This is a genomic window from uncultured Gulosibacter sp. (assembly GCF_963509965.1).
In the GTDB taxonomy this organism is placed as follows: domain Bacteria; phylum Actinomycetota; class Actinomycetes; order Actinomycetales; family Microbacteriaceae; genus Gulosibacter.
Map to the genome: position 1 here is coordinate 251,150 of NZ_CAUPDE010000002.1, position 20,796 is coordinate 271,945.

At 62.4% G+C, this 20,796-nt stretch carries 17 protein-coding genes; 14 read left to right on the forward strand and 3 right to left on the reverse strand.

Annotation, left to right across the window (positions count from 1 at the left end; all coding sequences use genetic code 11):
- Positions 1–2 precede the first annotated feature (2 nt).
- The 6 genes from RQ865_RS03105 (at position 3) to RQ865_RS03130 (ending at position 7,138) form a co-directional block, all read left to right on the forward strand.
- Complete coding sequence (locus tag RQ865_RS03105) at positions 3–1,097, forward strand: BMP family ABC transporter substrate-binding protein (protein WP_311477438.1); 1,095 nt, start codon at positions 3–5, stop codon at positions 1,095–1,097.
- A gap of 159 nt (positions 1,098–1,256) precedes the next feature.
- The gene (locus RQ865_RS03110) at positions 1,257–2,816 is read left to right on the forward strand and encodes an ABC transporter ATP-binding protein (protein WP_311477440.1); all 1,560 of its coding nucleotides are present in this window, start codon (positions 1,257–1,259) and stop codon (positions 2,814–2,816) included.
- Positions 2,813–4,099 (forward strand): ABC transporter permease, encoded by a 1,287-nt coding sequence (locus tag RQ865_RS03115; protein ID WP_311477441.1) that lies wholly within the window; start codon positions 2,813–2,815, stop codon positions 4,097–4,099. Before RQ865_RS03110 ends, RQ865_RS03115 begins: the two co-directional genes overlap by 4 nt.
- The gene (locus tag RQ865_RS03120; protein WP_311477442.1) at positions 4,099–5,376 is read left to right on the forward strand and encodes an ABC transporter permease; all 1,278 of its coding nucleotides are present in this window, start codon (positions 4,099–4,101) and stop codon (positions 5,374–5,376) included. The genes RQ865_RS03115 and RQ865_RS03120 overlap by 1 nt, the downstream gene beginning before the upstream one ends.
- Positions 5,376–5,771: a cytidine deaminase gene (locus RQ865_RS03125; RefSeq protein WP_311477443.1), complete on the forward strand. Its 396-nt coding sequence runs from the start codon at positions 5,376–5,378 to the stop codon at positions 5,769–5,771. The genes RQ865_RS03120 and RQ865_RS03125 overlap by 1 nt, the downstream gene beginning before the upstream one ends.
- A gap of 68 nt (positions 5,772–5,839) precedes the next feature.
- On the forward strand, positions 5,840–7,138 hold the full coding sequence (locus RQ865_RS03130) for a thymidine phosphorylase (protein ID WP_311477470.1): 1,299 nt from the start codon (positions 5,840–5,842) through the stop codon (positions 7,136–7,138).
- On the opposite strand, the gene RQ865_RS03135 is transcribed toward RQ865_RS03130, so the two are convergent.
- Positions 7,135–8,769, reverse strand: a complete 1,635-nt coding sequence (locus tag RQ865_RS03135; protein WP_311477445.1) for a helix-turn-helix domain-containing protein — start codon at positions 8,767–8,769, stop codon at positions 7,135–7,137. The two genes, RQ865_RS03130 and RQ865_RS03135, sit on opposite strands and share 4 nt — an antisense overlap.
- Before the next feature lie 102 nt (positions 8,770–8,871).
- Here RQ865_RS03135 and lysA point away from each other — a divergent pair, with 102 nt between their 5' ends.
- The 6 genes from lysA to RQ865_RS03165 all read left to right on the forward strand — a co-directional run bounded on the left by lysA (position 8,872) and on the right by RQ865_RS03165 (position 14,832).
- A complete protein-coding gene (gene lysA, locus RQ865_RS03140) occupies positions 8,872–10,197 on the forward strand; it encodes a diaminopimelate decarboxylase (protein WP_311477447.1) in 1,326 nt (441 codons plus the stop codon).
- 74 nt (positions 10,198–10,271) lie between these two features.
- Positions 10,272–11,171, forward strand: coding sequence for an ABC transporter substrate-binding protein (locus tag RQ865_RS03145; protein WP_311477449.1), 900 nt, complete (start codon positions 10,272–10,274; stop codon positions 11,169–11,171).
- Positions 11,171–12,163 (forward strand): amino acid ABC transporter permease, encoded by a 993-nt coding sequence (locus RQ865_RS03150; RefSeq protein WP_311477450.1) that lies wholly within the window; start codon positions 11,171–11,173, stop codon positions 12,161–12,163. The genes RQ865_RS03145 and RQ865_RS03150 overlap by 1 nt, the downstream gene beginning before the upstream one ends.
- The gene (locus RQ865_RS03155; RefSeq protein WP_311477451.1) at positions 12,160–12,972 is read left to right on the forward strand and encodes an amino acid ABC transporter ATP-binding protein; all 813 of its coding nucleotides are present in this window, start codon (positions 12,160–12,162) and stop codon (positions 12,970–12,972) included. Before RQ865_RS03150 ends, RQ865_RS03155 begins: the two co-directional genes overlap by 4 nt.
- 214 nt (positions 12,973–13,186) lie before the next feature.
- Positions 13,187–14,350, forward strand: coding sequence for an adenosine deaminase (locus RQ865_RS03160; RefSeq protein WP_311477453.1), 1,164 nt, complete (start codon positions 13,187–13,189; stop codon positions 14,348–14,350).
- Entirely contained in the window at positions 14,347–14,832 is a 486-nt protein-coding gene (locus tag RQ865_RS03165) for a PTS sugar transporter subunit IIA (RefSeq protein ID WP_311477455.1), read from the forward strand. Before RQ865_RS03160 ends, RQ865_RS03165 begins: the two co-directional genes overlap by 4 nt.
- A gap of 65 nt (positions 14,833–14,897) precedes the next feature.
- On the opposite strand, the gene RQ865_RS03170 is transcribed toward RQ865_RS03165, so the two are convergent.
- Positions 14,898–16,649 carry a phospho-sugar mutase gene (locus RQ865_RS03170; RefSeq protein WP_311477457.1) on the reverse strand — a complete coding sequence of 584 codons (1,752 nt, stop codon included), beginning with the start codon at positions 16,647–16,649 and terminating at the stop codon, positions 14,898–14,900.
- An 8-nt stretch (positions 16,650–16,657) separates the two neighbouring features.
- The gene (locus RQ865_RS03175) at positions 16,658–17,500 is read right to left on the reverse strand and encodes a purine-nucleoside phosphorylase (RefSeq protein WP_311477459.1); all 843 of its coding nucleotides are present in this window, start codon (positions 17,498–17,500) and stop codon (positions 16,658–16,660) included.
- A gap of 138 nt (positions 17,501–17,638) precedes the next feature.
- Between RQ865_RS03175 and RQ865_RS03180 the strand changes: the two genes are divergently transcribed.
- Both RQ865_RS03180 and RQ865_RS03185 read left to right on the forward strand, forming a co-directional pair.
- The gene (locus RQ865_RS03180) at positions 17,639–19,081 is read left to right on the forward strand and encodes an NAD(P)H-quinone dehydrogenase (protein WP_311477461.1); all 1,443 of its coding nucleotides are present in this window, start codon (positions 17,639–17,641) and stop codon (positions 19,079–19,081) included.
- A gap of 212 nt (positions 19,082–19,293) precedes the next feature.
- The gene (locus RQ865_RS03185; protein ID WP_311477463.1) at positions 19,294–20,676 is read left to right on the forward strand and encodes an aspartate aminotransferase family protein; all 1,383 of its coding nucleotides are present in this window, start codon (positions 19,294–19,296) and stop codon (positions 20,674–20,676) included.
- Positions 20,677–20,796 lie beyond the last annotated feature (120 nt).

The window sequence follows — 20,796 nt, forward strand, 5'->3', positions numbered from 1 at the left end:
CGGTGACTTCGCGTAACAAGAAGATTCTTTCGGCATTTGGACTGTTGGCGACCGCCTCGATGGCGCTGACCGCCTGTGGTGCTGCTCCCGGTGAGCCAGGGGCAAGCGGTGCCGGTGGAGACAACTCAGACTACCTGGCCTGCATCGTTTCGGATGAGGGTGGTTTTGACGACCGCTCGTTCAACGAGCTCTCGTATGCAGGTTTTAAGCAGGCCGAAACTGAGCTCGGCATTCAGACTCGTCAGGCCGAGTCGACCACTGAGGGTGACTACACCGAGAACCTCAACGCCATGATCGGCGCCGGCTGCAACATCATCGTTCCCGTCGGTTTCAAGCTCGCTGACGCCACCCAGGAGTCGGCGAACGCGCACCCCGATGTGCACTACGCCATCGTTGACGTTGACTGGCTCGAGGGCGACAACATTCTCGGTTTGAACTACGACACCGCGCAGGCCGCGTTCCTCGCTGGTTACGCTGCCGCCGCCAAGACCGAAAGTGGCACCGTGGCCACCTACGGTGGTGCACAGCTGCCCACCGTGACGATCTTCATGGACGGCTTCGACGCGGGTGTTCGCTACTACAACGAGCAAAAGGGCACCGACGTCAAGGTGCTCGGTTGGAACATGGACGACCAGAAGGGGTCGTTCGTTGGTGACTTCACCAACCAGGCCAAGGCCAAGCAGATCACCGAGGGCTTCCTGGCCCGTGGCGCCGACATCATCATGCCGGTGGGTGGCCCCCTCTACCAGGGTGGTGTTGAAGCTATTAAGGATGCCGGCAGCGACGCACTGATCATTGGTGTTGACAGCGACCTCGCCAAACAAGACCCGTCGATCGCCGACCGCGTCTTCGTCTCGGTGCAGAAGGGGCTTGACGTCACCGTGTTCGACGCCATCAAATCGGATGTTGAAGGCAAGTTCGAAAGCGGCGCCTACACCGGCACCCTCGAAAACGGTGGTGTGAGCCTGTCTAGCTTCGGTGAGTTTGAGAAGGATCTACCCGAGGGGCTGACCGGCGAACTCGACCAGCTCAAGCAAGACATCATCGACGGCAAGATCGAGATCAACTCGCCCGCATCGCCCAAGCCCGCTCAGTAGCAGCCGGGAACTCTAGCGATAGCCCAGCGGTGAGCCCGCCGAACGGCAACGTTTCGGCGGGCTCACTTGGCAGAATGGGCTGCAGTTGCTGTCAGATCCCCCGTGTGGCGACAGCAACCGGGGCCCGCAGTTGCGGAGCAAATCGACGAGGATAGACCTATGAAACTCGAACTGCGCGGAATCACCAAGCGATTCGGTGACTTTACCGCCAACGACAACATCAACCTCACCGTCGAAAGCGGTGAAATCCATGCACTGTTGGGTGAGAACGGTGCCGGTAAGTCAACGCTGATGAACGTGCTCTACGGCCTCTACCAGGCTGAAGAGGGTGAGATTCTGCTCGACGACCAGGTGCAGCACTTCGACGGCCCGGGTGACGCGATGCGTGCGGGTATCGGCATGGTGCACCAGCACTTCATGCTTGTGCCGGTGTTTACGGTGGCCGAGAACCTCATCCTGGGCCACGAACCGACCCGCTTCGGCGGGGTGCTCGACCTGGATGCGGCCCGCAAGCGGGTGCGCGAGATTTCCGACCGGTTCGGGTTCGATATCGACCCGGATGCGACGGTCGAAGACCTCTCGGTCGGTGCGCAGCAGCGGGTGGAGATCATTAAGGCGCTCTCACAAGACGCCAACATCCTCGTGCTCGATGAGCCGACCGCGGTGCTGACCCCGCAAGAAACTGACGAGCTGATCGGCATCATGAAGCAGCTGCGCGAACAGGGCACCTCGATTGTGTTCATCACGCACAAACTGCGTGAGGTGCGCGCCGTTGCCGACAAGATCACGGTGATTCGCCGCGGCAAACTCGTCGGCAGCGCCGATCCGAGCGCCTCGAACGAAGAATTGGCGGCGCTGATGGTGGGCCGCGCTGTTGACCTCACGGTCGAGAAGAACCCGCCGAAACTTGGTGAAGAAGCCTTCCGGGTCGACGGGTTGACCGTGTTCGGCAGCGATAACTCGCTGCGCATCAACGACCTGTCGTTCTCGATTCGCGGGGGTGAAGTGCTGGTTGTTGCCGGTGTGCAGGGCAACGGTCAGACCGAACTGGCCGAAGCGATTCTCGGCCTGCAGTCGCAGGTGAAGGGGTCGATCACACTCGACGGCAAAGAGCTGCGCAACCAGTCGGTGCGTCGCACGATTGACGCCGGCCTGGGATTTGTGCCCGAAGACCGCACCAAAGACGGGCTGGTGGGCGAGTTTACGATCGCCGAAAACCTGGTGCTCAACCGTATTGATCAAGAACCGTTTTCGAAGCTGGGCGGGCTGCGACTCGGCGCGATTCGCAGCTATGCCGAAGACGCGATTGAAGAGTTCGATATTCGCACCCCGTCAATTGAGACGCACGCCGGGCGGCTTTCGGGCGGTAACCAACAGAAAGTGGTGCTCGCTCGTGAACTTGGCCGTGAGCTGCGCATGCTGATTGCTTCGCAGCCCACGCGTGGGCTTGATGTGGGGTCGATCGAGTTCGTGCACGAGCAGATCATTGCGGCACGTGATTCGGGGATCCCGGTGCTCATTATTTCGACCGAGCTTGACGAGGTGGTCGAGCTGGCCGACCGCATCATGGTGATGTATGGCGGTCGCTCGATGGGTATTGTGCCGCCCAACGTCTCGCGCGGTGACCTCGGCCAAATGATGGCGGGTATCCCGGCTGACAAGATTGACGCCCTGCGACAGAGCGTTACCGAAGGCGATGCAGAAGGAGCGGTGGCATGAGCGAAGCGAACCTCACACCAACCCCAACAGCGCAGGCAAGCGAAAAGCAGCTCGATAGCGTCGAGCGCAGCCCCTGGCACGATGTCTGGCGCGACATTCTCGGCGGCAATGTGGTCCGTTCGATCCTGGCCGTGCTGCTGGCGATTCTTGTTGGTTCGCTCATTGTGGTGTTCACCGACAAGCGTGTCGGCGAGGCCATGGGCTATTTCTTTAGCCGCCCCGGCGACACTTTCGCCGCCATGGGCACGGTGATCGGCTCGGCATACAAGGCAATGTTTGAGGGCGCGATCTTTAACCCGCGCACCGGGTTCAAGCCGCTGCTGGGCACGCTCACCTTCGCCACGCCGCTGATTGCTGCCGGGTTGGGGCTGGCGGTTTCGTTCCGCGCCGGCCTGTTCAACATTGGTGGTCAGGGTCAGCTTCTTGCTGGCGCGCTACTTGCCTCATGGGTTGGTTTTGCCATGCCGCTGCCAGCTGGCCTGCACATCCTCGTGGCGATTTTCGCGGCTATTGTCGGTGCCGCGATCTGGGCCGCGATTGTCGGCTGGTTGAAAGCGCAGACCGGTGCCCACGAGGTGATCCTCACCATCATGCTCAACTGGATTGCATTCCTCGGCATCACCTATCTGCTCAAGCAGCCCCTGTTCAACAATGATCGCGCGGCCGGCAACCCGAAGTCGAAAGCGATCCTCGAAACCGCGGTGCTGCCGAATATTGCCGGGGTCTCAGCCGGGTTCTTCATCGTGATTCTCGCCGCGGTGGTGTTCTGGTGGCTCTTTGACCGCTCAACGATCGGTTTCCGCATCCGCGCCGTGGGCATCAACCCCAACGCCGCGCGCACCTCGGGCATCAACGTCAACGCGGTCACGGTCATCACCATGGCCATCTCGGGCGCGTTCATCGGCCTCGCATCAGCGACCCAGGCGCTGGGTATGTTCCCGTCGGGCTTCACCCCCGGTGTAGATGAGGGCATCGGGTTTAGCGCCATTACGGTGGCACTCCTCGGCGGTAACCACCCCGTCGGTGTCGTGTTTGCCGGGCTGCTCTTTGGGGCGTTGCGCGCCGGTGCCGCGGTGATGGAGGTCAACGCCGGAATCTCGCGTGACATCATCCCGGTGATTCAGGGCATCATCGTGCTCTTTGTTGCCGCCCCGCCGCTTATCCGCGGCATTTTCCGACTGCCCAAACCCACCGGCATCCGGATGGCTGACCGCTTCGCCGCAGCCCGCGGCAAAAAGGTAACCGCCTCGACCGCCCGCACCAACGAGAAGGTGGATGCGTAATGACTACCGCAACTACTGCAGCTGAAAACACCGCCATGACAGCGGCTGATATCGCCCCTCGGAAGTGGAAAACCACGACCCTAATGGGGGTCATGACGCTCATCGCGCTGATCGTTTTCGTGCTCAGCGTGCCGACCACTGCCGTCACCAGCATCAACGCCGTCGGCGACCACAAACCCGACCTGTCAGTGCCCACCTTTGCCACCAACCTGGTGCTGCTGCTGGTCATGGTGGCGATCACCATCGTTGCCGGCCGGCAGGCGTGGCGGCGTGCCAAACTCAACCCGTGGCTGATCGCGCTATTCGCGTTCTGCTGGGTGATCGCGCTGATCCTGTGGGTCGGTACCGATGCGGTGGTGCCGTTTACTTGGCTGCTCACCAGTACGGTTGCGCTGGCAACCCCGCTCGTATTCGGTTCGATGGCGGGTATCGTCTCAGAACGTTCGGGCGTGGTGAACATCGCCATCGAAGGACAGCTGCTTGCCGGTGCTTTCACCGGTGCGCTTGTCAGCTCGATTACCCAGAACGCGCTCATCGGTCTGCTCGCCGCGATGATTGCGGGTGCACTGGTGTCGCTCATCCTGGTGGTGTTCGGCATCAAATACTGGGTTGAGCAGGTGGTTGTTGGTGTGGTTATCAACATGGTTGTTATCGGCCTCACCAGCTTCTTCCTCAAGGGGTTCATGGCTGCCGACTCGGCCACCTTCAACAGCCCGGTGAAGTTCCAGCGACTACCGATTCCGCTGCTTTCCGATATCCCGGTGCTCGGCCCGCTACTTTTTCAGCACACGATCATCACCTACCTGATGTTCATCGCGGTACCGCTACTCACCTACGCACTTTTCCGCACCCGCTGGGGATTGCGCACCCGCTCGGTGGGTGAGCACCCCAAGGCGGCCGACACGGTCGGCATTAACGTGGTGGCAAATCGCACTCGCGCGGTGCTGCTCTCGGGTGTTATCGCCGGCGCCGGCGGTACCTTCTACACCCTCGGGGAGGTGGGTGCGTTCACCGACAACATCACCTCGGGTCACGGCTATATCGCCCTGGCCGCGGTGATCTTCGGCCGCTGGCACCCGGTGTATGCTGCCGGGGCGGCGCTGCTTTTCGGGTTCGCCAACTCGACCGCCGAGCTCGCCAACCAGGTTGGTGCGAATGTGCCGAGCGAGATCATGCAGATGGTGCCGTACATCGTCACACTGCTGGCGGTTGTCGGCTTCGTCGGTAAGTCACGTGCACCGGCCGCCGACGGTGTGCCCTATGTGAAGGCCGACTAGTGGCCGAGCAGGCACACTGGGCCGAACTGCGCGCCGCGGCACACACCGCGATGCGGAAGGCGTACGCGCCCTACTCGAACTATCCGGTGGGTGCGGCCGCGCTGGTTGATGACGGACGCATCGTCTCGGGCTGCAATGTCGAAAACGCGAGCTACGGATGCGGGCTGTGCGCCGAATGCGGGCTGGTTTCGACACTGCAGGCCACCGGCGGTGGGCGCCTGGTCGCTTTCACCTGCTGTGATGGCGACGGTAATGTGCTGATGCCGTGCGGGCGGTGCCGGCAGCTGCTTAACGAGTTCAAAGCGCCCGATATGCTCATCGACACACCGCGCGGCATCCTGCCATTTGACGAGATTTTGCCGCAGTCGTTCGGGCCCGACCATCTCGCCGGGTAGGGCTCGCTCGAGCAGCACCGACGAGCATCCCAACCCAACATCACATCGCTGCCAAGACGAAAGGGAGAATCGTGACCGAACCGTACGCAGCTGTAGACCTAATTCGCCGCAAACGTGACGGTGGTGCCCTCACCACCGATGAGATCAACTGGCTCGTTGCCCGCTACACCACCGGCTTTGTGGGTGATGAGCAGATGGCCGCAATGGCTATGGCAATTTTTTTGCGGGGAATGGAGCGCCGTGAAATTCACGACCTTACCCAGGCCATGATCGCCTCGGGTGAGCGGATGGACTTCTCATCGCTCAGCAAACCCACCACCGATAAACACTCAACCGGCGGGGTGGGCGACAAGATCACCCTGCCGCTGATGCCGCTGGTGGCATCGTTTGGGGTGGCGGTGCCGCAGCTTTCGGGCCGCGGGCTCGGGCACACCGGTGGCACGCTCGACAAACTCGAGTCGATTCCGGGCTGGCGTGCCGACCTATCGAATGCCGAGATTCTGCGGCAGCTCGACGAGGTTGGCGGCGTGATCTGCGCGGCCGGTGCGGGCCTGGCGCCGGCCGATAAGAAGCTCTACGCGCTGCGCGATATCACCGGCACGGTAGAGGCGATTCCGCTGATCGCATCCTCGATCATGTCGAAGAAAATCGCCGAGGGCACCGATGCGCTGGTGCTCGACGTCAAATATGGCGCCGGTTCGTTCATGGGTGCGATTGAGCGCTCACGCGAACTTGCCGAAACGATGGTGGCGCTCGGCACCGACGCCGGCGTGAAGGTATCGGCACTGATCACTTCGATGGAGGCGCCGCTGGGCTACGCGATCGGTAACGCTAACGAGGTGCGCGAATCGGTCGAGGTGCTGGCCGGCGGCGGCCCGGCAGATATTGTCGAGCTCACGGTCGAAACCGCGCGCGAAATGCTGGCGCTGGTGGGCATCCCCGACGCCGATGTTGAGGGGCACCTGCGCGACGGTAAGGCAATGGATGTGTGGCGCAAGTTTGTGATTGCCCAGGGCGGCGATCCGGATGCACCGCTGCCGGTGGCGCCGGAACAGCACGAGGTGCGAGCCGAGCGTGACGGCGTTGTGGTGGCGCAGGATGCATACAAGTTCGGTGTGGGTGCGTGGCGCTTGGGCGCGGGCCGCGCCCGTGCCGCCGACCCGGTGGTGCACAGCGCGGGTATCGATCTGGCGGTGAAACCGGGGGATGCGGTGCGCAAGGGCGACCTGCTCTACACGCTACACGCCGAGAACGCCGATCGGTTCGCGCTCGCCCTCGACGCGCTCGATGGTGCGCTCGAGCTGGGCGAGCCGGGCACCGAAGTGCCGGTGGCGCCGCTCATTGCCGAGCGCATCCAGGCGAACTAGGTGGTTTGGGCTTGAGCTCGTTGCTGGGCCCGCTCAGCCACTAGTGAAGCCCACAGCGCGAACGCCTCATCCGGGTCGTCGAGCTGCACCCGCCAGTCGTCAATCGTCTGCTGCACGCGGTAACGAACGGTGTTTTCATGCACCCGCAGCGCCGTGGCAGCACCGCTTGCTCCGCCGTGCTCAAACCAGGCGAGCAGGGTTGACCGGCGTTCAAAATCACGCCGGTCGGTGGCTGGCTCCCGCAGGGCTGGGTGCCGAAGGTGGGGATGCTGCGCGAACAGGGCCACCAGCTGATCAGCAAGTAGCGCCGCGCTCACATCCGCACTGCTGCGCACCGGATGATCTGGATCGTGCGGCAGCCGGAGGATCGCATCGGTTTCGGCGCGCGATGTTCGCAAGCCTGCGGCTGCCGTGGTTTCACCGCCGATTGCGCTTTGAATTGGTGCGGTGAATACCCGCGAACAGGCACGCAGCGTGGCACTCATCGCATCGCGTAGTCGCGCACCAGTGGCGCCGACCACTGCGAAGTATGCGGTATCACCCGCAACAACACTCGCGGCGAGCGAGAGTCGCGCGTGCAGTTGACGTTCACAAAACACGAGCAGCTGACGCAGGTCGCCTGGCCCGGCGGTGTCAGCAGCAAATCGCATCGCGACCAATCGCATCCGGTCGTTCGCCGTGGCGGCGACAATGGCAAGGTCATCGGCTGATGGCTCATCCTTATTCAAGAGGCGTTCGAGCGCCTGCTCGCGCCGACGGGTGTCGGCTTCAGTGACTCGCCAGCTGGCGAGCAGATGCGCTGCCGCCGACTGAGCACCGCGTTCGAGCACCTCGCGACGTTCTGCAGTTAACGGCTGATCGGCATCATGCCCATCGGGGTCGATTGCCCAGATTGTCCCGAGCTGCATGCTGCCAGCACGAATGGCGATTGCCGCACGTGGCAGCTCCTCGCCATACTGTGGAAATCGCACGGGGCCGTCGGTGCGCAATACGAGGCGATACTGCTCAAAATTGAGTACCGACTCTGGTACTTGGCGCGTGCGAATACCCTCGGCTCGGAATTCATCCACCACTTGGCCTGCGACTGTCGAATAGGCCAGCAATGTGCGGGCATGGTTTTCAACTGACACTGAGCCACCGAACACCTCGGCGATTGTGTCGGCTATGGCATAGAGGTAGTCGGATTGCAGCAGCGAGGCCGTGATGCCAGGCGCATGTTCGCCGATGGCCCGTTCGGATACTGCTTCAAACTCTCGCCAGGTGACTTTCGGAGTGATTTGCAGCAGTGGGAGCTGGCTGAGTAAGTCGCGAGTGAATGCCTCGACGAGGTCGGCTTCGGTTCCGCCCTGCACCACAATTGCGCACACTCCTCGCTGCAGCGCGGAGGCTGCGATGTTGCGCAGCGCCGAAGCTTTCATGGCCTGCCAGGAAGGCAGTAAGAGTAAAACTCCCGCGGCGGTCGAATCGGTTGCTGCGGCGTCGTAGAACTCAACCGAAAGCACCGGGCGGGTGCAGCTGGCATCGCCGATCTGCGTGGCGATCGACGCCACATCCTCTGCAAGCAGCTCGCTCAGGAGCAACGATGTGCTCTCACCGTGACGAGCACGTTTTGGAGATTTCTCTGAAGCCATGCCGAAAGTTTAGAGAACTGCACAAAAAACTTGACTGCGCAGGCGAATAACGTGTTCCACAACCGGAGCAACGTAGCTCTACCTGTCGAGAGGACTTCAGCAATGAAGCTGGACCGATCTGCGCTGGGGCATATCGCCCATGTGCTGCCTCCCACCAGCGAGGTGGTCGAAGGCGAGCTCGTGATTGGCGGTTGCCGCGTGTCTGATCTTGTGGCCGAATACGGTAGCCCACTGCACATTTACGATGAGGCCGGATTGCGTCAGCAGATGCGCAGCCTCGTGGCCGGATTGCGTTCACGTCACGAGAACTCCGATGTGCTCTTCGCCTCTAAAGCGGCCCCCATTGTGGCGATTTACGCGATAGCCGCTGCCGAAGGCATGATGATCGACGTTGCGGGCGGAGGCGAGCTTGAGCTGGCACTCGCTGCGGGTGTTGACCCGGCGAACGTCTACTTCCACGGCAACGCTAAAACTGATGCAGAACTTGAACGTGCGATCGAGGTGGGGGTAGGCACCATCATCGTCGATAGCGAGGATGAGATCGACCGGCTCGATCGCCTGGTGCCTGCAGGCTGCCGTCAGCAGCTGCTGGTGCGAGTGACCCCCGGTGTGGAGGCCGAAACTCACGCCAGCATGAACACCGGCGGCAGCAACTCGAAATTCGGCCTACCCCCGGTGAAAGTACGCGAGCTGATCGACAGTCTGCGTGAGCATCCTCGCCTCGAGATCGTGGGCGTGCACGTGCATATCGGCTCGCAAATCCTCAACATCGATCAGTTCGCTGAGGCAGTCGCCGCGCTGGCTCCAATCGGTGGGCTTCCGGTTTATGACCTTGGCGGTGGCCTGGGGATTGCTTACCACGAAGGCGAACAGGCACCCACCGTTGACGAGTATCTCGACCGGCTCGTCGGTGCCGCCCACGAATACCTGCCCACCTCGGCGAAGCTGTTGATCGAACCAGGCCGTGCCACCGTCGCCCGAGCGGGTGTGACCGCCTACCGGGTGGTGGTTGTGAAGCAGACCGGTCGGCGATTCGTTGCGGTTGATGGCGGGCTCGCCGATCAACTTGAAATTGCCATGACGGGTCAGCGATTTGAGGCGGTGCTTGCCAACCGTGCCGATGAGGTTGCCGACACCACAGTGCAGCTCGTCGGCCGTCAATGCGAATCAGGTGACCTGCTAATCGACGGCGCCGAACTGCCAAGCCCGCGTGTGGACGACATCGTAGTCATGCCCGCAACCGGGGCCTACAGCTACACCATGACCAACAACTACAACGGTGCACTCCGGCCAGCGGTTGTCCTCGTTGCTAACGGTGTGGCACGCCTGGCCGCCCGCCGGGAAGACGTAGCCGAACTGTTGCGCTTGCACGAACCAGCACAGAACCAAAACTGGGCTGCCGAACCCGCGGCTGTGTCCAACGACTGAGCCCCTGCCAACCACAGTTCCCTGTACCAACCCCCATTTGCACAACGATGTGTGCTTGCTCGAAGGAGACGATCATGAAATCACGCCGCCTACTCGCCCTGCTTGCCATCCCGGCGCTGCTGCTCGCCGGATGTGCGGGCCAGGAAGCCGAGCGTGCACCGCTCACCAAGGGCGTTGACGAGGCCGCCAAGGCCGCGCTGCCCCAAGACATCCGCGACGCGGGTGTGCTGAACGTTGCTGTCGACTACCCCTACCCGCCGTTCGCCTCAGACGATGAAAACGGAAATCCAATGGGCCTAGACATCGACCTTGCCTATGCGCTTGGCGAAAAACTCGACATTAAAGTCAACATCAACAAACAGCCGTTCGACACCGCAGTAGCGAGCCTCCAAGCCAATACGAACGACATCATCCTCTCGGGAATGAACGACACCCTGGAACGGCAAAAGACCCTCGATTTTATTGAATACCTTCACGCAGGGTTCGCGATTGCCGTACCGGCCGGAAACCCGAAAGGTATCTCGGAAGTGCTCGATCTGTGCGGACTGACCATCGCCTCGCAGAAAGCCTCAACCACCGGCGACATCCTGGTTGGAATCAGTGAGGAGTGTAAGGCTGCGGGCAAAGCCGAGGTGAAGATGCACGAGCTCGCCACCGTGCCCGATTCGAACACGGCTCTGCAGGCGGGCAATGTCGACGGCTTTATCGGTGACGCTCCGATCATGGCATTCCTCGCCGAGACCTCGGGTGATGGCAAGGCTGTCGAACTGCTTGAGTTCCCCGAACTGCCCAAGGGATTCGACCCTGTATTCACCGGTATCGGGGTGTTGAAATCAGATGAAGGGCTCAGTGAGGCAATTCTGCTCGCCATGAAGTCGATCGAAGAAGAGGGTACTTACGACGAGCTGCTCAAGCGCAGTGGTCTCGAACAGTACCGCGTCGAACGCATCGACGTGAACCTTGCGGAGAACTAATGTCGAGCCAACTCACTGCACCAGCACAGAACTCGGCCACTGCTAATAAAGTTGCCGCAGATGAGCTTGTAACCCGATCACTGCGCCACCCCTGGCGCTGGATCAGCGCGGCAGTGCTGCTTTTCTTGCTCATCATTTTCGCCCACTCAATTGCGACGAATGAAAAGCTCGATTTCGCTGCAATTGGCCAGTATCTGTTCCATCCACGCATCCTCAACGGCATTGTGTTGACGATTGTGCTGACAGTGGTGGCGATGATCGTATCGACGGTCTTGGCCGTGCTGCTCGCCGCTATGCGCATGAGCGGCAACCCCGTGATGGTAGCCGTCTCTGCCGTGTACGTCTGGGCCTTCCGAGGTACCCCGCTACTGGTGCAGGTGGTGCTCTGGGGATATCTGGGACTGCTTTACGACCGACTCGGCTTCGGCATTCCGTTCACCGATCAAATGCTCTGGTCACTCCCCACCCGTGAAATCATCACTCCATTCGTCGCCGGCCTACTGGCACTCACCCTCAACCAGGCTGCCTACTCGGCCGAAATTGTGCGCTCGGGCATGCTTTCGGTGGATACCGGACAGCTTGAAGCGGCTGCGTCGCTCGGTATGTCGCCAGTGCGCACATTCCGCAGGGTGATGCTCCCGCAAGCGATGCGGGTGATCATTCCACCGATGGGCAACGAACTCATCTCGATGCTCAAGAACACCTCGCTACTTTCGGTGATCGCAGTGCTCGAGGTCTACACCGTGGCAATGCAGATTTCATCGCAAAACCTGAAGCAGGTTGAGCTGCTGATCGTGGTGAGTATTTGGTACCTGGCGCTCACCTCATTGCTGGCGATTCCGCAGCACTGGCTTGAGAAGTATTTTGGGCGCGGCGTCGCCGGGCGTTCGCCCAAGCGTGACAAGCGAACCGTGAATTCGGGAAACCCAGCGGCGGAGCGCGAACCGGGGGCAGCCGCGCCAGCGGATGCGGTGAAGGAGGACGCACAGTGAGTAAAGTCAAAACGCCCTGGACGCAGGTGAATACGGTAATTGACACTGATGCACCGATCGTGCGGCTCGAATCGGTGCGTAAGCACTTTGGTCAGAATGAAGTGCTCAAGAGCATCGACCTCGATGTGCATCGCGGCGAGGTTGTTGTGCTACTTGGCCCCTCTGGGTCGGGTAAATCAACCCTGTTGCGCTGCATCAACCATTTGGAGACCATCGACGGTGGCCGGGTGACGGTGAACGGCGAGATCATGGGCTACCAGCAGCGCGGCGATGTACTGCACGAACTGCCGGCCGCCAAAATTGCGCAGCAGCGCAAATCGATTGGGATGGTATTCCAGCGGTTCAATCTGTTCCCACATATGACTGCGCTCGAAAACGTCATGGAAGCTCCGGTTGGTGTTTTGCGGGTTCCAAAGGCAAAGGCTAAAGCTCGTGCCCTCGAGCTCCTGACGCGAGTGGGGCTCGAGGATCGCGCCGATCACTACCCATCGCAGCTTTCGGGTGGGCAGCAACAGCGCGTGGCGATTGCCCGCTCGCTCGCGATGGACCCGGAACTATTGCTCTTTGATGAGCCGACCTCGGCGCTCGACCCGGAGCTGGTGGGCGATGTGCTCGACGTAATGCGAGATCTGGCCGCGGCCGGTATGACCATGATCGTCGTGACGCACGAGATTGGTTTCGCCCGGCAGGTTGCCGACCGTGTTGTGTTCATGGATGGCGGGGTGGTGGTCGAAGAGGGCCACCCGAAGGATGTGTTCGACAACCCGCAGCATGAACGCACCAAGGCGTTCCTGCGGAGCGTGCTCTAGCAGCATCGGGCCGCGCGCAGTGCCCGGAAGGCGAAACGAAATGGTGTCGGCTTCCGGGCCCGCTCGGTTTCCGGTTGCTGTGGACGAGGTGTGCAATCGACCAAAAATGAACCTCATTCAGTGTTAAGCTGCACGGCGAAACCGGGAACACCGGTGGATACCATGACAGTGATCGAGTGCACACCGGCTGCGGTTCAATGAGGAGGGTGGCGTCATGGCACGCATTGAGGTCGAGCGGCTGGTGCTAGCCGACGGCGTCGACGCCCGAGCAGTGCCCAAAGTGCTGCTGCACGATCACCTCGACGGCGGCCTACGCCCCGCAACCATCGTCGAGCTGGCAAACGCCGACAGCATCGAGCTGCCAGCCGACACCGCCGAAGCGCTCGGCGAATGGTTCCACAACGCAGCCGACTCGGGTTCGCTCGAACGCTATCTCGAAACCTTCGCGCTCACTGTCGCGGTCATGCAAACGGCGGCGAACCTCGAGCGTGTCGCCCGCGAGGCGGTGCTCGATCTCGCCGCCGACGGGGTAATGTACGCCGAGCTGCGCTGGGCACCCGAACAGCACCAGCAGCGCGGCCTCGAGCTCGACGAAGCGGTGGCGGCGGTGCGCGTCGGTATCGCCGATGGGATGCGCCGTGCCGCCGAGCGCGGCCAAGACATTCGCGTGCAACAGCTGATCTGCGCCATGCGCCAGGCCGACCGCTCGGCAGAAATCGCCGAACTCGCGGCACGACACACCTCACATGAACCCGGCAGCGTGGTCGGATTCGATCTTGCCGGCCCCGAAGCCGGCTTCCCGCCGGCGAACCACCTCGCGGCCCTCGACGATTGCTGCCGACACTGGCTGCCCACCACCTGCCACGCAGGCGAAGCCGCCGGTATCGACTCGATCACCTCGGCACTACTGGATGCACGCGCACTGCGGCTCGGTCACGGCACCCGGCTGATGGATGACATTACGCTCTCAGACACTGCGGCCGAGCTGGGTGCGGTGGCCCGCTGGGTGCGCGATCGGCGAATCACCATCGAATCTTGCCCGTCATCGAATCTGCAAACCGGCACGCAGAGCCTCGCCGCGCATCCATTCGACCAGCTTTTCGAGCTGGGATTCGCAATGACCGTCAATACCGATAACCGGCTCATGAGCGCCACCAGCGTAAGTCGCGAACTGGCGCTACTGGCAACCGAGTTCGGCTACACCATCGACGAGATCGAACTACTGCAACTGAATGCCGCTGAGGGCGCCTTCCTGCCGGTTGTCGACCGCGAAGCGCTTGCCGCGAAGATCACCCGGCGCTGCGAACAATTGCGCGCATCCGACAACTACCGCGGCACCCCGAGCGGCGCCGCAGCAACGGGCGGAGCACAACAGTGACCACCGATACGCGAATCCAAGTACATTTCGACGAGCACCTGGTGCGGCTCGGCAGTGACGCCACCACCTGGCAGGATGCAGTTACCCAAGCGGGCGATCTGCTGGTGCAGGCCGGTTGCGCCCGCCAGGGCTATCAGCGCCGCCTCATCAGCGTGATCGACCGCTTCGGGCCCTATATGGTGATCGCCCCGAACCTGGCGCTTGTGCACGCGCAGCCCGGGCCGGATGTGGTGCGCAACGGGCTGTCGGCCGTAACCCTGCCCGACGGTGTCAACTTTGGGCACCCACACTTCGACCCGGTGGGGCTCGTGGTGGGCATCACCACCGTCAGCTCGGCGCAGCACCTCGGAGTAATCGCCGCAGTGGCGACCGCGCTCGAACACAGCCCCGAACTCGTGGGGGCTGCGGTGCGCAGCAAACAACCCGAAAAGCTCGTGGCGCTGCTGCGCGCCGAACTGCCGATGCTCGACTTGCACCGGTAATGGGTTTTGCCCGGCCGCGGCTTGTGCCGGGCCGGGCAAAATCTAGCGAAATCAGCGGGCGCACCCTAGCTCAACAGCACCGCCCGCATCGCAGCTGCTGCGGCATCGGCACGCTGCTGCGCCGAAGCACGCCGCTGCGTAACCGAACCCTCGCTCGAGGCTGCGTCAATATACGACTTAATCTTCGGCTCGGTACCCGAGGGTCGCACCATGATGCGGGTGTCGTCAGTGAGCCGGATGCGCAGAATATTCGCGGGCTCGGCCGCGGTTTCGAAATCGAAAAACTCTGCCACCGGCACGCCACCGATCTCGGTCGGGGGCTGCTCCCGCAGTCGGTTCATCGCCTTCCCCAACTGGCTGGGCTCGTCAAAGCGCACCGAAACCTGTCGGGATGCAAACGCCCCGAATCGCTCGGCGAACTCGTCGTCAAGACCGTGCAGCGTGCGTCCCTCGCTCGCCAACCGGATTGCGAGATCGAGCATCGCCACTGCCGCCGAGATGCCGTCTTTATCGCGCACCTTGTCGGGGTCGACGAGATAACCGAGCGCTTCCTCGTAGCCGAAGATGATGCCCTCGGCACGTGAAATCCATTTGAACCCGGTTTGCGTTTCGACATAGTCAAGCCCGTATGCCTGCGCCACCTTCGACATGGCAGGGGATGATACGAGCGAGGTTGCCAGCGTACCGCCGGCGCCGGCGGCCCTTGCCGACTCAGCGGCGCGCCAGCCCAAGAACTTGCCGATATCGTTACCGCCTAGCGGACGCCACTCACCGCGCGCATCCCGCAGCGCCACGGCGAGCCGGTCGGCATCTGGGTCGTGAGCGATCACCAGATCGGCCCCCACCTCATCGGCCTTTGCATAGGCCAAATCGAGCGCACCCGGCTCTTCAGGGTTCGGGAAATCAACCGTGGGGAAGCTACCGTCGGGGTCAATCTGTTCGGCAACCACCGCGGGCTCGGGGATACCACAGGCGGCAAGCACCCGGCGATAGGTTTCCCACCCAACCCCGTGCAGCGGGGTGTACACAACCTTGAAGTTTGCAAGCTGTTCGGCGGTGAACCCGCCACTGAACACCCTGGCGGTAGCGGCCACATACGCATCCAGAACCGACTCGTCGGCAATCTCGTAGCCGGCGTCGCGCGGCAGCTCGTTCACCAGCTGGTGATTCGCAACCTGCTTGATGGCCGCAGCAATCGCTTCGTCGCTCGGTGGCACAATCTGCGAACCGTGGTCATCGCCACCCAGATACACCTTGTAGCCGTTATCCCACTTGGGGTTGTGGCTGGCAGTCACCATCACCCCGGCCGATGCATTGAGGTGACGAACCGCGAACGCGAGCACCGGGGTGGGCATCATGCGTGGCAGCAGCGTGGCATTCACGCCAGCTGCCTGCATAATCTCGGCGGTGTCGTGCGCATACACATCACTATTGAGGCGGGCGTCATAGCCGATCACCACTGAGGGGGCGCCGGCGCCGTCGCGCTCGGCGCGGGCGAGCAGGAAGTCGGCGAAACCTCGGGCCGCCTGCCCAACGGTCACCCGATTCATCCGGTTGGGGCCGGCTGCCTGCCGACCCCGAAGCCCGGCAGTGCCGAACGACAACCGCGTCGAAAACCGGTCACGCAACTCTCGCCACGCCTGCGCATGCGGGGTCGTGTCGGTCTCAGAAATAGTGACGCCGTGCGGCTCGAGTGAGCCGGCCGCAGCCAATAGCTCTTGCAGCTCGGTGCGGGTGTCGGGATCGGGGTCTTGTTCGAGCCAGCGATGTGCTGCGGCACGAATAGCGGTCTGGCTGACGCGATGCAGTGGAATCATGGGCACTCCTAGGCGTTCAGAATCGAATGCACAGCTCGAACGAGCAGCGCGGCAAGCTTAGGCTCAGCAGCTTTACCGGCAGCAATCACCTCGGTGTGATTGAGCGGGCTCGGCGAGATCCCCGCCGCGGCGTTGGTGATGAGCGACAGGCCCAGCACCTCCATCCCCGCCTCACGCGCGGCAATCGCCTCGAGCGCGGTCGACATGCCCACGATATCGCCACCCAACACCCCGGCCATCCGCACCTCGGCGGGAGTCTCGTAGTGGGGGCCGCGGAACTGCACGTACACACCCTCATCGAGCTGGTCGGTGGCGTGCACGAGCGCCCGCAGCCGCGACGAGTAAAGGTCGGTGAGGTCAACGAACGTCGCACCCTCGAGCGGCGACGCAGCGGTGAGGTTGATGTGGTCACGAATCAGCACCGGCGTGCCGGGCGCCCATTCGGGATGCAGGCCACCGGCGCCGTTGGTGAGCACCATGACCTTCGCGCCAGCGGCAGCGGCGGTGCGCACCGAATGCACCACTCGGCGCACCCCATGCCCCTCATAGAAGTGGGTGCGGGCACCGATGATGAGTGCGTGATGGCCCGATTCAAGGCGGATCGAGCGCAGTGTGCCCGAATGACCGGCCACTGCCGAGCGGGTGAATCCGGGCACATCCTCGGCCGGAATCACGGCGACGGTTTCGCCGAGCTCGTCGGCGGCTTTACCCCAGCCCGACCCGAGCGTCAGCGCAATATCGTGCTGCTCGACCCCGGTGCGTTCGGCGACCACGCGGGCTGCCTGCCGAGCAATCTCAACGGGGTCGGCCGTCGGGTTATCGAGCGGATTGGTGAACTGCTCATCTGTCATGCGATCAAGCCTACGTAGTTGCGCACGATGCAGTTTCGGAACCGGCTGAAGATTGTCGGCAGTGTGAAAACCGTAGGCAGGGTCGACAAGAAGTAAATGTGGTTCACCAACGCATCCTGGCATGGCAAAATTGACCCCATGTCGGCAGCAAAGTTCATGGAACGTAAACACCGGATTGTCGTTATTGGTGGTGGCCCTGGCGGCTACGAAGCCGCCCTGGCGGGTGCCCAACTGGGCGCCGATGTCACCATCGTCGAAGCCTCGGGCATGGGTGGCTCAGCCGTCCTCACCGATGTGGTGCCCTCGAAAGCACTCATTGCCTCGGCCGAAGCGGCCACAGCGGTCAGCGACGCAGAAGAGCTCGGCGTGCAGTTCTATGTGCGTGACGACCGCAACAACCCGCGCAGCAGCGAAGTGACCGTCAACCTCACCAAGCTCAACCAGCGCATCCTGCGCCTGGCCCAAAACCAGTCGGACGATATGCGCCGCAACCTCAAAGACCACGGCGTGCGCATCATCGAAGGTTACGGGCGCCTCGACCACGGCGCCGTTGCGGTAGCCACCTCGCCCGGCGGCACCGACTTCGACCGCCTCGACTACGACTACCTGGTTGTCGCCGTGGGAGCCTCACCCCGCGAACTCGACTCGGCAAAACCCGACGGCGAACGCATCCTCACTTGGAAGCAGCTCTACAACCTCAGCACCCTGCCCGAGCACCTGATCGTGGTGGGGTCGGGTGTAACCGGCGCCGAGTTCGCATCCGCCTACCGCGCCCTCGGATCGGAAGTGACACTCATCTCGTCACGCGACCGCGTGCTCCCCGGCGAAGACACCGACGCTGCCGACGTTATTGAAGAGGTGTTCAAGCGCGGCGGCATGAACGTGCTTTCGCGCACCCGCGCCGAATCGGTGGTGCGTGACGGCGACGAGGTGGTGGCCACGCTCTCAGACGGCACCGAGGTGCGTGGCTCGCACTGTCTGATGGCCGTCGGTTCGATTCCCAACACCGAGGGGCTCGGCCTTGAAGATGCGGGAGTAGAACTTACCGAATCGGGCCACATCCGCGTCAACCGCGTTGCTCGCACCAGCGTGCCGAATATTTACGCGGCCGGAGACTGCACCTCATTCTTCCCGCTTGCATCCGTGGCATCAACCCAGGGACGCACCGCAGTGTTCCACGCGCTCGGCGACCAGGTGCGGCCCATCGGGCTGCGGAACGTGGCGTCGAACATCTTCACCTACCCCGAAATTGCCACCGTCGGCTGGCAGCAAAAAGACATTGAAGAAGGCACCCGTGAGGGCAGCGTCTACAAGATCGATCTGGCCAGCAACCCGCGTGCCAAGATGCAGGGCTTCCGCGACGGTTTCGTCAAACTGATCGCCGACAACAACCTCGGCACCATCATCGGTGGCGTGATCGTGGCGCCGCGGGCATCCGAGCTGGTGCTGGCGCTGTCAATCGCGATTGAGCAGCGCCTCACCGTCGACGAGTTCGCGAACTCGTGGGCGGTATACCCGTCGCTGTCGGGCTCGATTGTGGACGCATCCCGGGCGATGCACGTGTTCGACCGCAACGCATAGCGCCTCGACCGGTTGTGCTGACCAGCCTGTTGCTGCCGCTCAGCAGGTAGTCAGCGCATTCCCAGCCACAAACTAAGTGAACGGTGTTTATAATCGAGAGAGTGGCCGGATGCGGTCACGCCTGTCGCCGACGCCAGGCCGGTCGGATCGACACGAAGCGAATCAAATTCGAATCTTTTTAGCCGCAGGCCGGGCATGAAAGAGGAACTCTTATGGGTACCCCAATCAACGTCGAACGCATCGAAGAACTGATCAAGGTCGAGGAAGAGAAGCTCAACGCCGCAACGCAGAAGTCGAAGGAGTTCTACGAGGCTGCACAGAAGCACCTCTCGGGTGGTGTCGCATCGTCGTACCAGCTCCACGACCCGTGGCCCATCTACGTCGAAAAGGGTGAAGGCCCCCGCATCTGGGACGTCGACGGCAACGAATACTACGACTTCCACAACGGCTTCGGTTCGATGGTGCAGGGTCACGCACACCCTGCCATCGGTAAGGCTGTTACCGAGCGCTACCCCATGGGCACGCACTTCGCCGCCCCCACCGAAGACGCTATCGTCGTCGGTAACGAGCTCGCCCGCCGCTGGGGCCTGCCGAAGTGGCGCTACACCAACTCGGGTTCGGAATCGACCATGGACGCGATCCGCATTGCCCGCGCCTACACCGGTCGCGACACTGTGATGAAGATCTTCGGTTCGTACCACGGCCACCACGACACCGTGATGGTTGACATCGGCTGGATCCCCGAGCAAGAGATCGGCCCCCGCGACAACTACAAGTCGATTCCCTACGGCGCCGGTGTGCCCCAGGCAACCGTCGACATGACCGTTGCTGTGCCGTTCAACGACGCAGACGTCATGGAGAAGCGCATCGAGGCCCTCAAGGCCGAAGGCCGCCTCCCCGCCTGTGTGATCATGGAAGCCGCCATGATGAACCTCGGTGTGGTGCTGCCCGAGCCCGGTTACCTCGAGCGCGTGCGCGAGATCACCAAGAAGTACGGCATCGTCCTCATCTTCGACGAGGTGAAGACCGGTCTGTGCATCGCTCCCGGTGGTGCAACCGAGAAGTTCGGTGTGAAGCCCGACATGGTGACCCTCGCCAAGGCCCTCGGTGGCGGTCTGCCCGCAGGCGCCATCGGTATGACCGAAGAGGTTGCCGAGGTTGTTGAGAACGGTTCGGTGTACCAGGTGGGTACCTACAACGGTAACCCACTGACCCTCGCCGCTGCACGCGCTTCGCTGCTCGACGTGCTCACCGACGACGCTTACGCACACCTCGCTCACCTGAACGACCGCATCCTTGCTGGCTGCAACGACGTCATCAAGCGCTACGACCTGATCGCCTACACCGTGGGTATCGGTTCGAAGGGCTGCGTGGTGTTCTCAGACAACAAGGTTGTCGACTACGAGTCGTACATGGAAAACGCCCGCACCGGTGGCCCCCTGGCCGACCTCGCGTGGGTGTGGAACATGAACAACGGCATCTTCATGACCCCCGGTCGTGAAGAAGAGTGGACCCTCTCGGTGACCCACGACGACGCCGCAATCGACGCTTACGTCGAGGCCTTCGACTCGCTCGCAGCTGCTCTGCGCGCGTAGTTCTCGGCTCTTCGCGGGTGGCCCCGCCAGATTGCTCACTGCATCTGGCGGGGCCACCCGCTTTTTCGGGCGGGGTGCGGCGCCCAGCCCCCCCCCCCCCACCCCCAGCCCCCCACCCCC

Bases quoted from the DNA above. Each gene is read 5' to 3' on its own strand.
- RQ865_RS03170 (WP_311477457.1), bottom strand. From the start codon at position 16,649: ATGATTCCACTGCATCGCGTCAGCCAGACCGCTATTCGTGCCGCAGCA.
- RQ865_RS03180 (WP_311477461.1), top strand. From the start codon at position 17,639: ATGTCGGCAGCAAAGTTCATGGAACGTAAACACCGGATTGTCGTTATT.
- RQ865_RS03160 (WP_311477453.1), top strand. From the start codon at position 13,187: ATGGCACGCATTGAGGTCGAGCGGCTGGTGCTAGCCGACGGCGTCGAC.
- RQ865_RS03120 (WP_311477442.1), top strand. From the start codon at position 4,099: ATGACTACCGCAACTACTGCAGCTGAAAACACCGCCATGACAGCGGCT.
- RQ865_RS03175 (WP_311477459.1), bottom strand. From the start codon at position 17,500: ATGACAGATGAGCAGTTCACCAATCCGCTCGATAACCCGACGGCCGAC.
- RQ865_RS03185 (WP_311477463.1), top strand. From the start codon at position 19,294: ATGGGTACCCCAATCAACGTCGAACGCATCGAAGAACTGATCAAGGTC.
- RQ865_RS03150 (WP_311477450.1), top strand. From the start codon at position 11,171: ATGTCGAGCCAACTCACTGCACCAGCACAGAACTCGGCCACTGCTAAT.
- lysA (WP_311477447.1), top strand. From the start codon at position 8,872: ATGAAGCTGGACCGATCTGCGCTGGGGCATATCGCCCATGTGCTGCCT.
- RQ865_RS03115 (WP_311477441.1), top strand. From the start codon at position 2,813: ATGAGCGAAGCGAACCTCACACCAACCCCAACAGCGCAGGCAAGCGAA.
- RQ865_RS03110 (WP_311477440.1), top strand. From the start codon at position 1,257: ATGAAACTCGAACTGCGCGGAATCACCAAGCGATTCGGTGACTTTACC.
- RQ865_RS03135 (WP_311477445.1), bottom strand. From the start codon at position 8,769: ATGGCTTCAGAGAAATCTCCAAAACGTGCTCGTCACGGTGAGAGCACA.
- RQ865_RS03145 (WP_311477449.1), top strand. From the start codon at position 10,272: ATGAAATCACGCCGCCTACTCGCCCTGCTTGCCATCCCGGCGCTGCTG.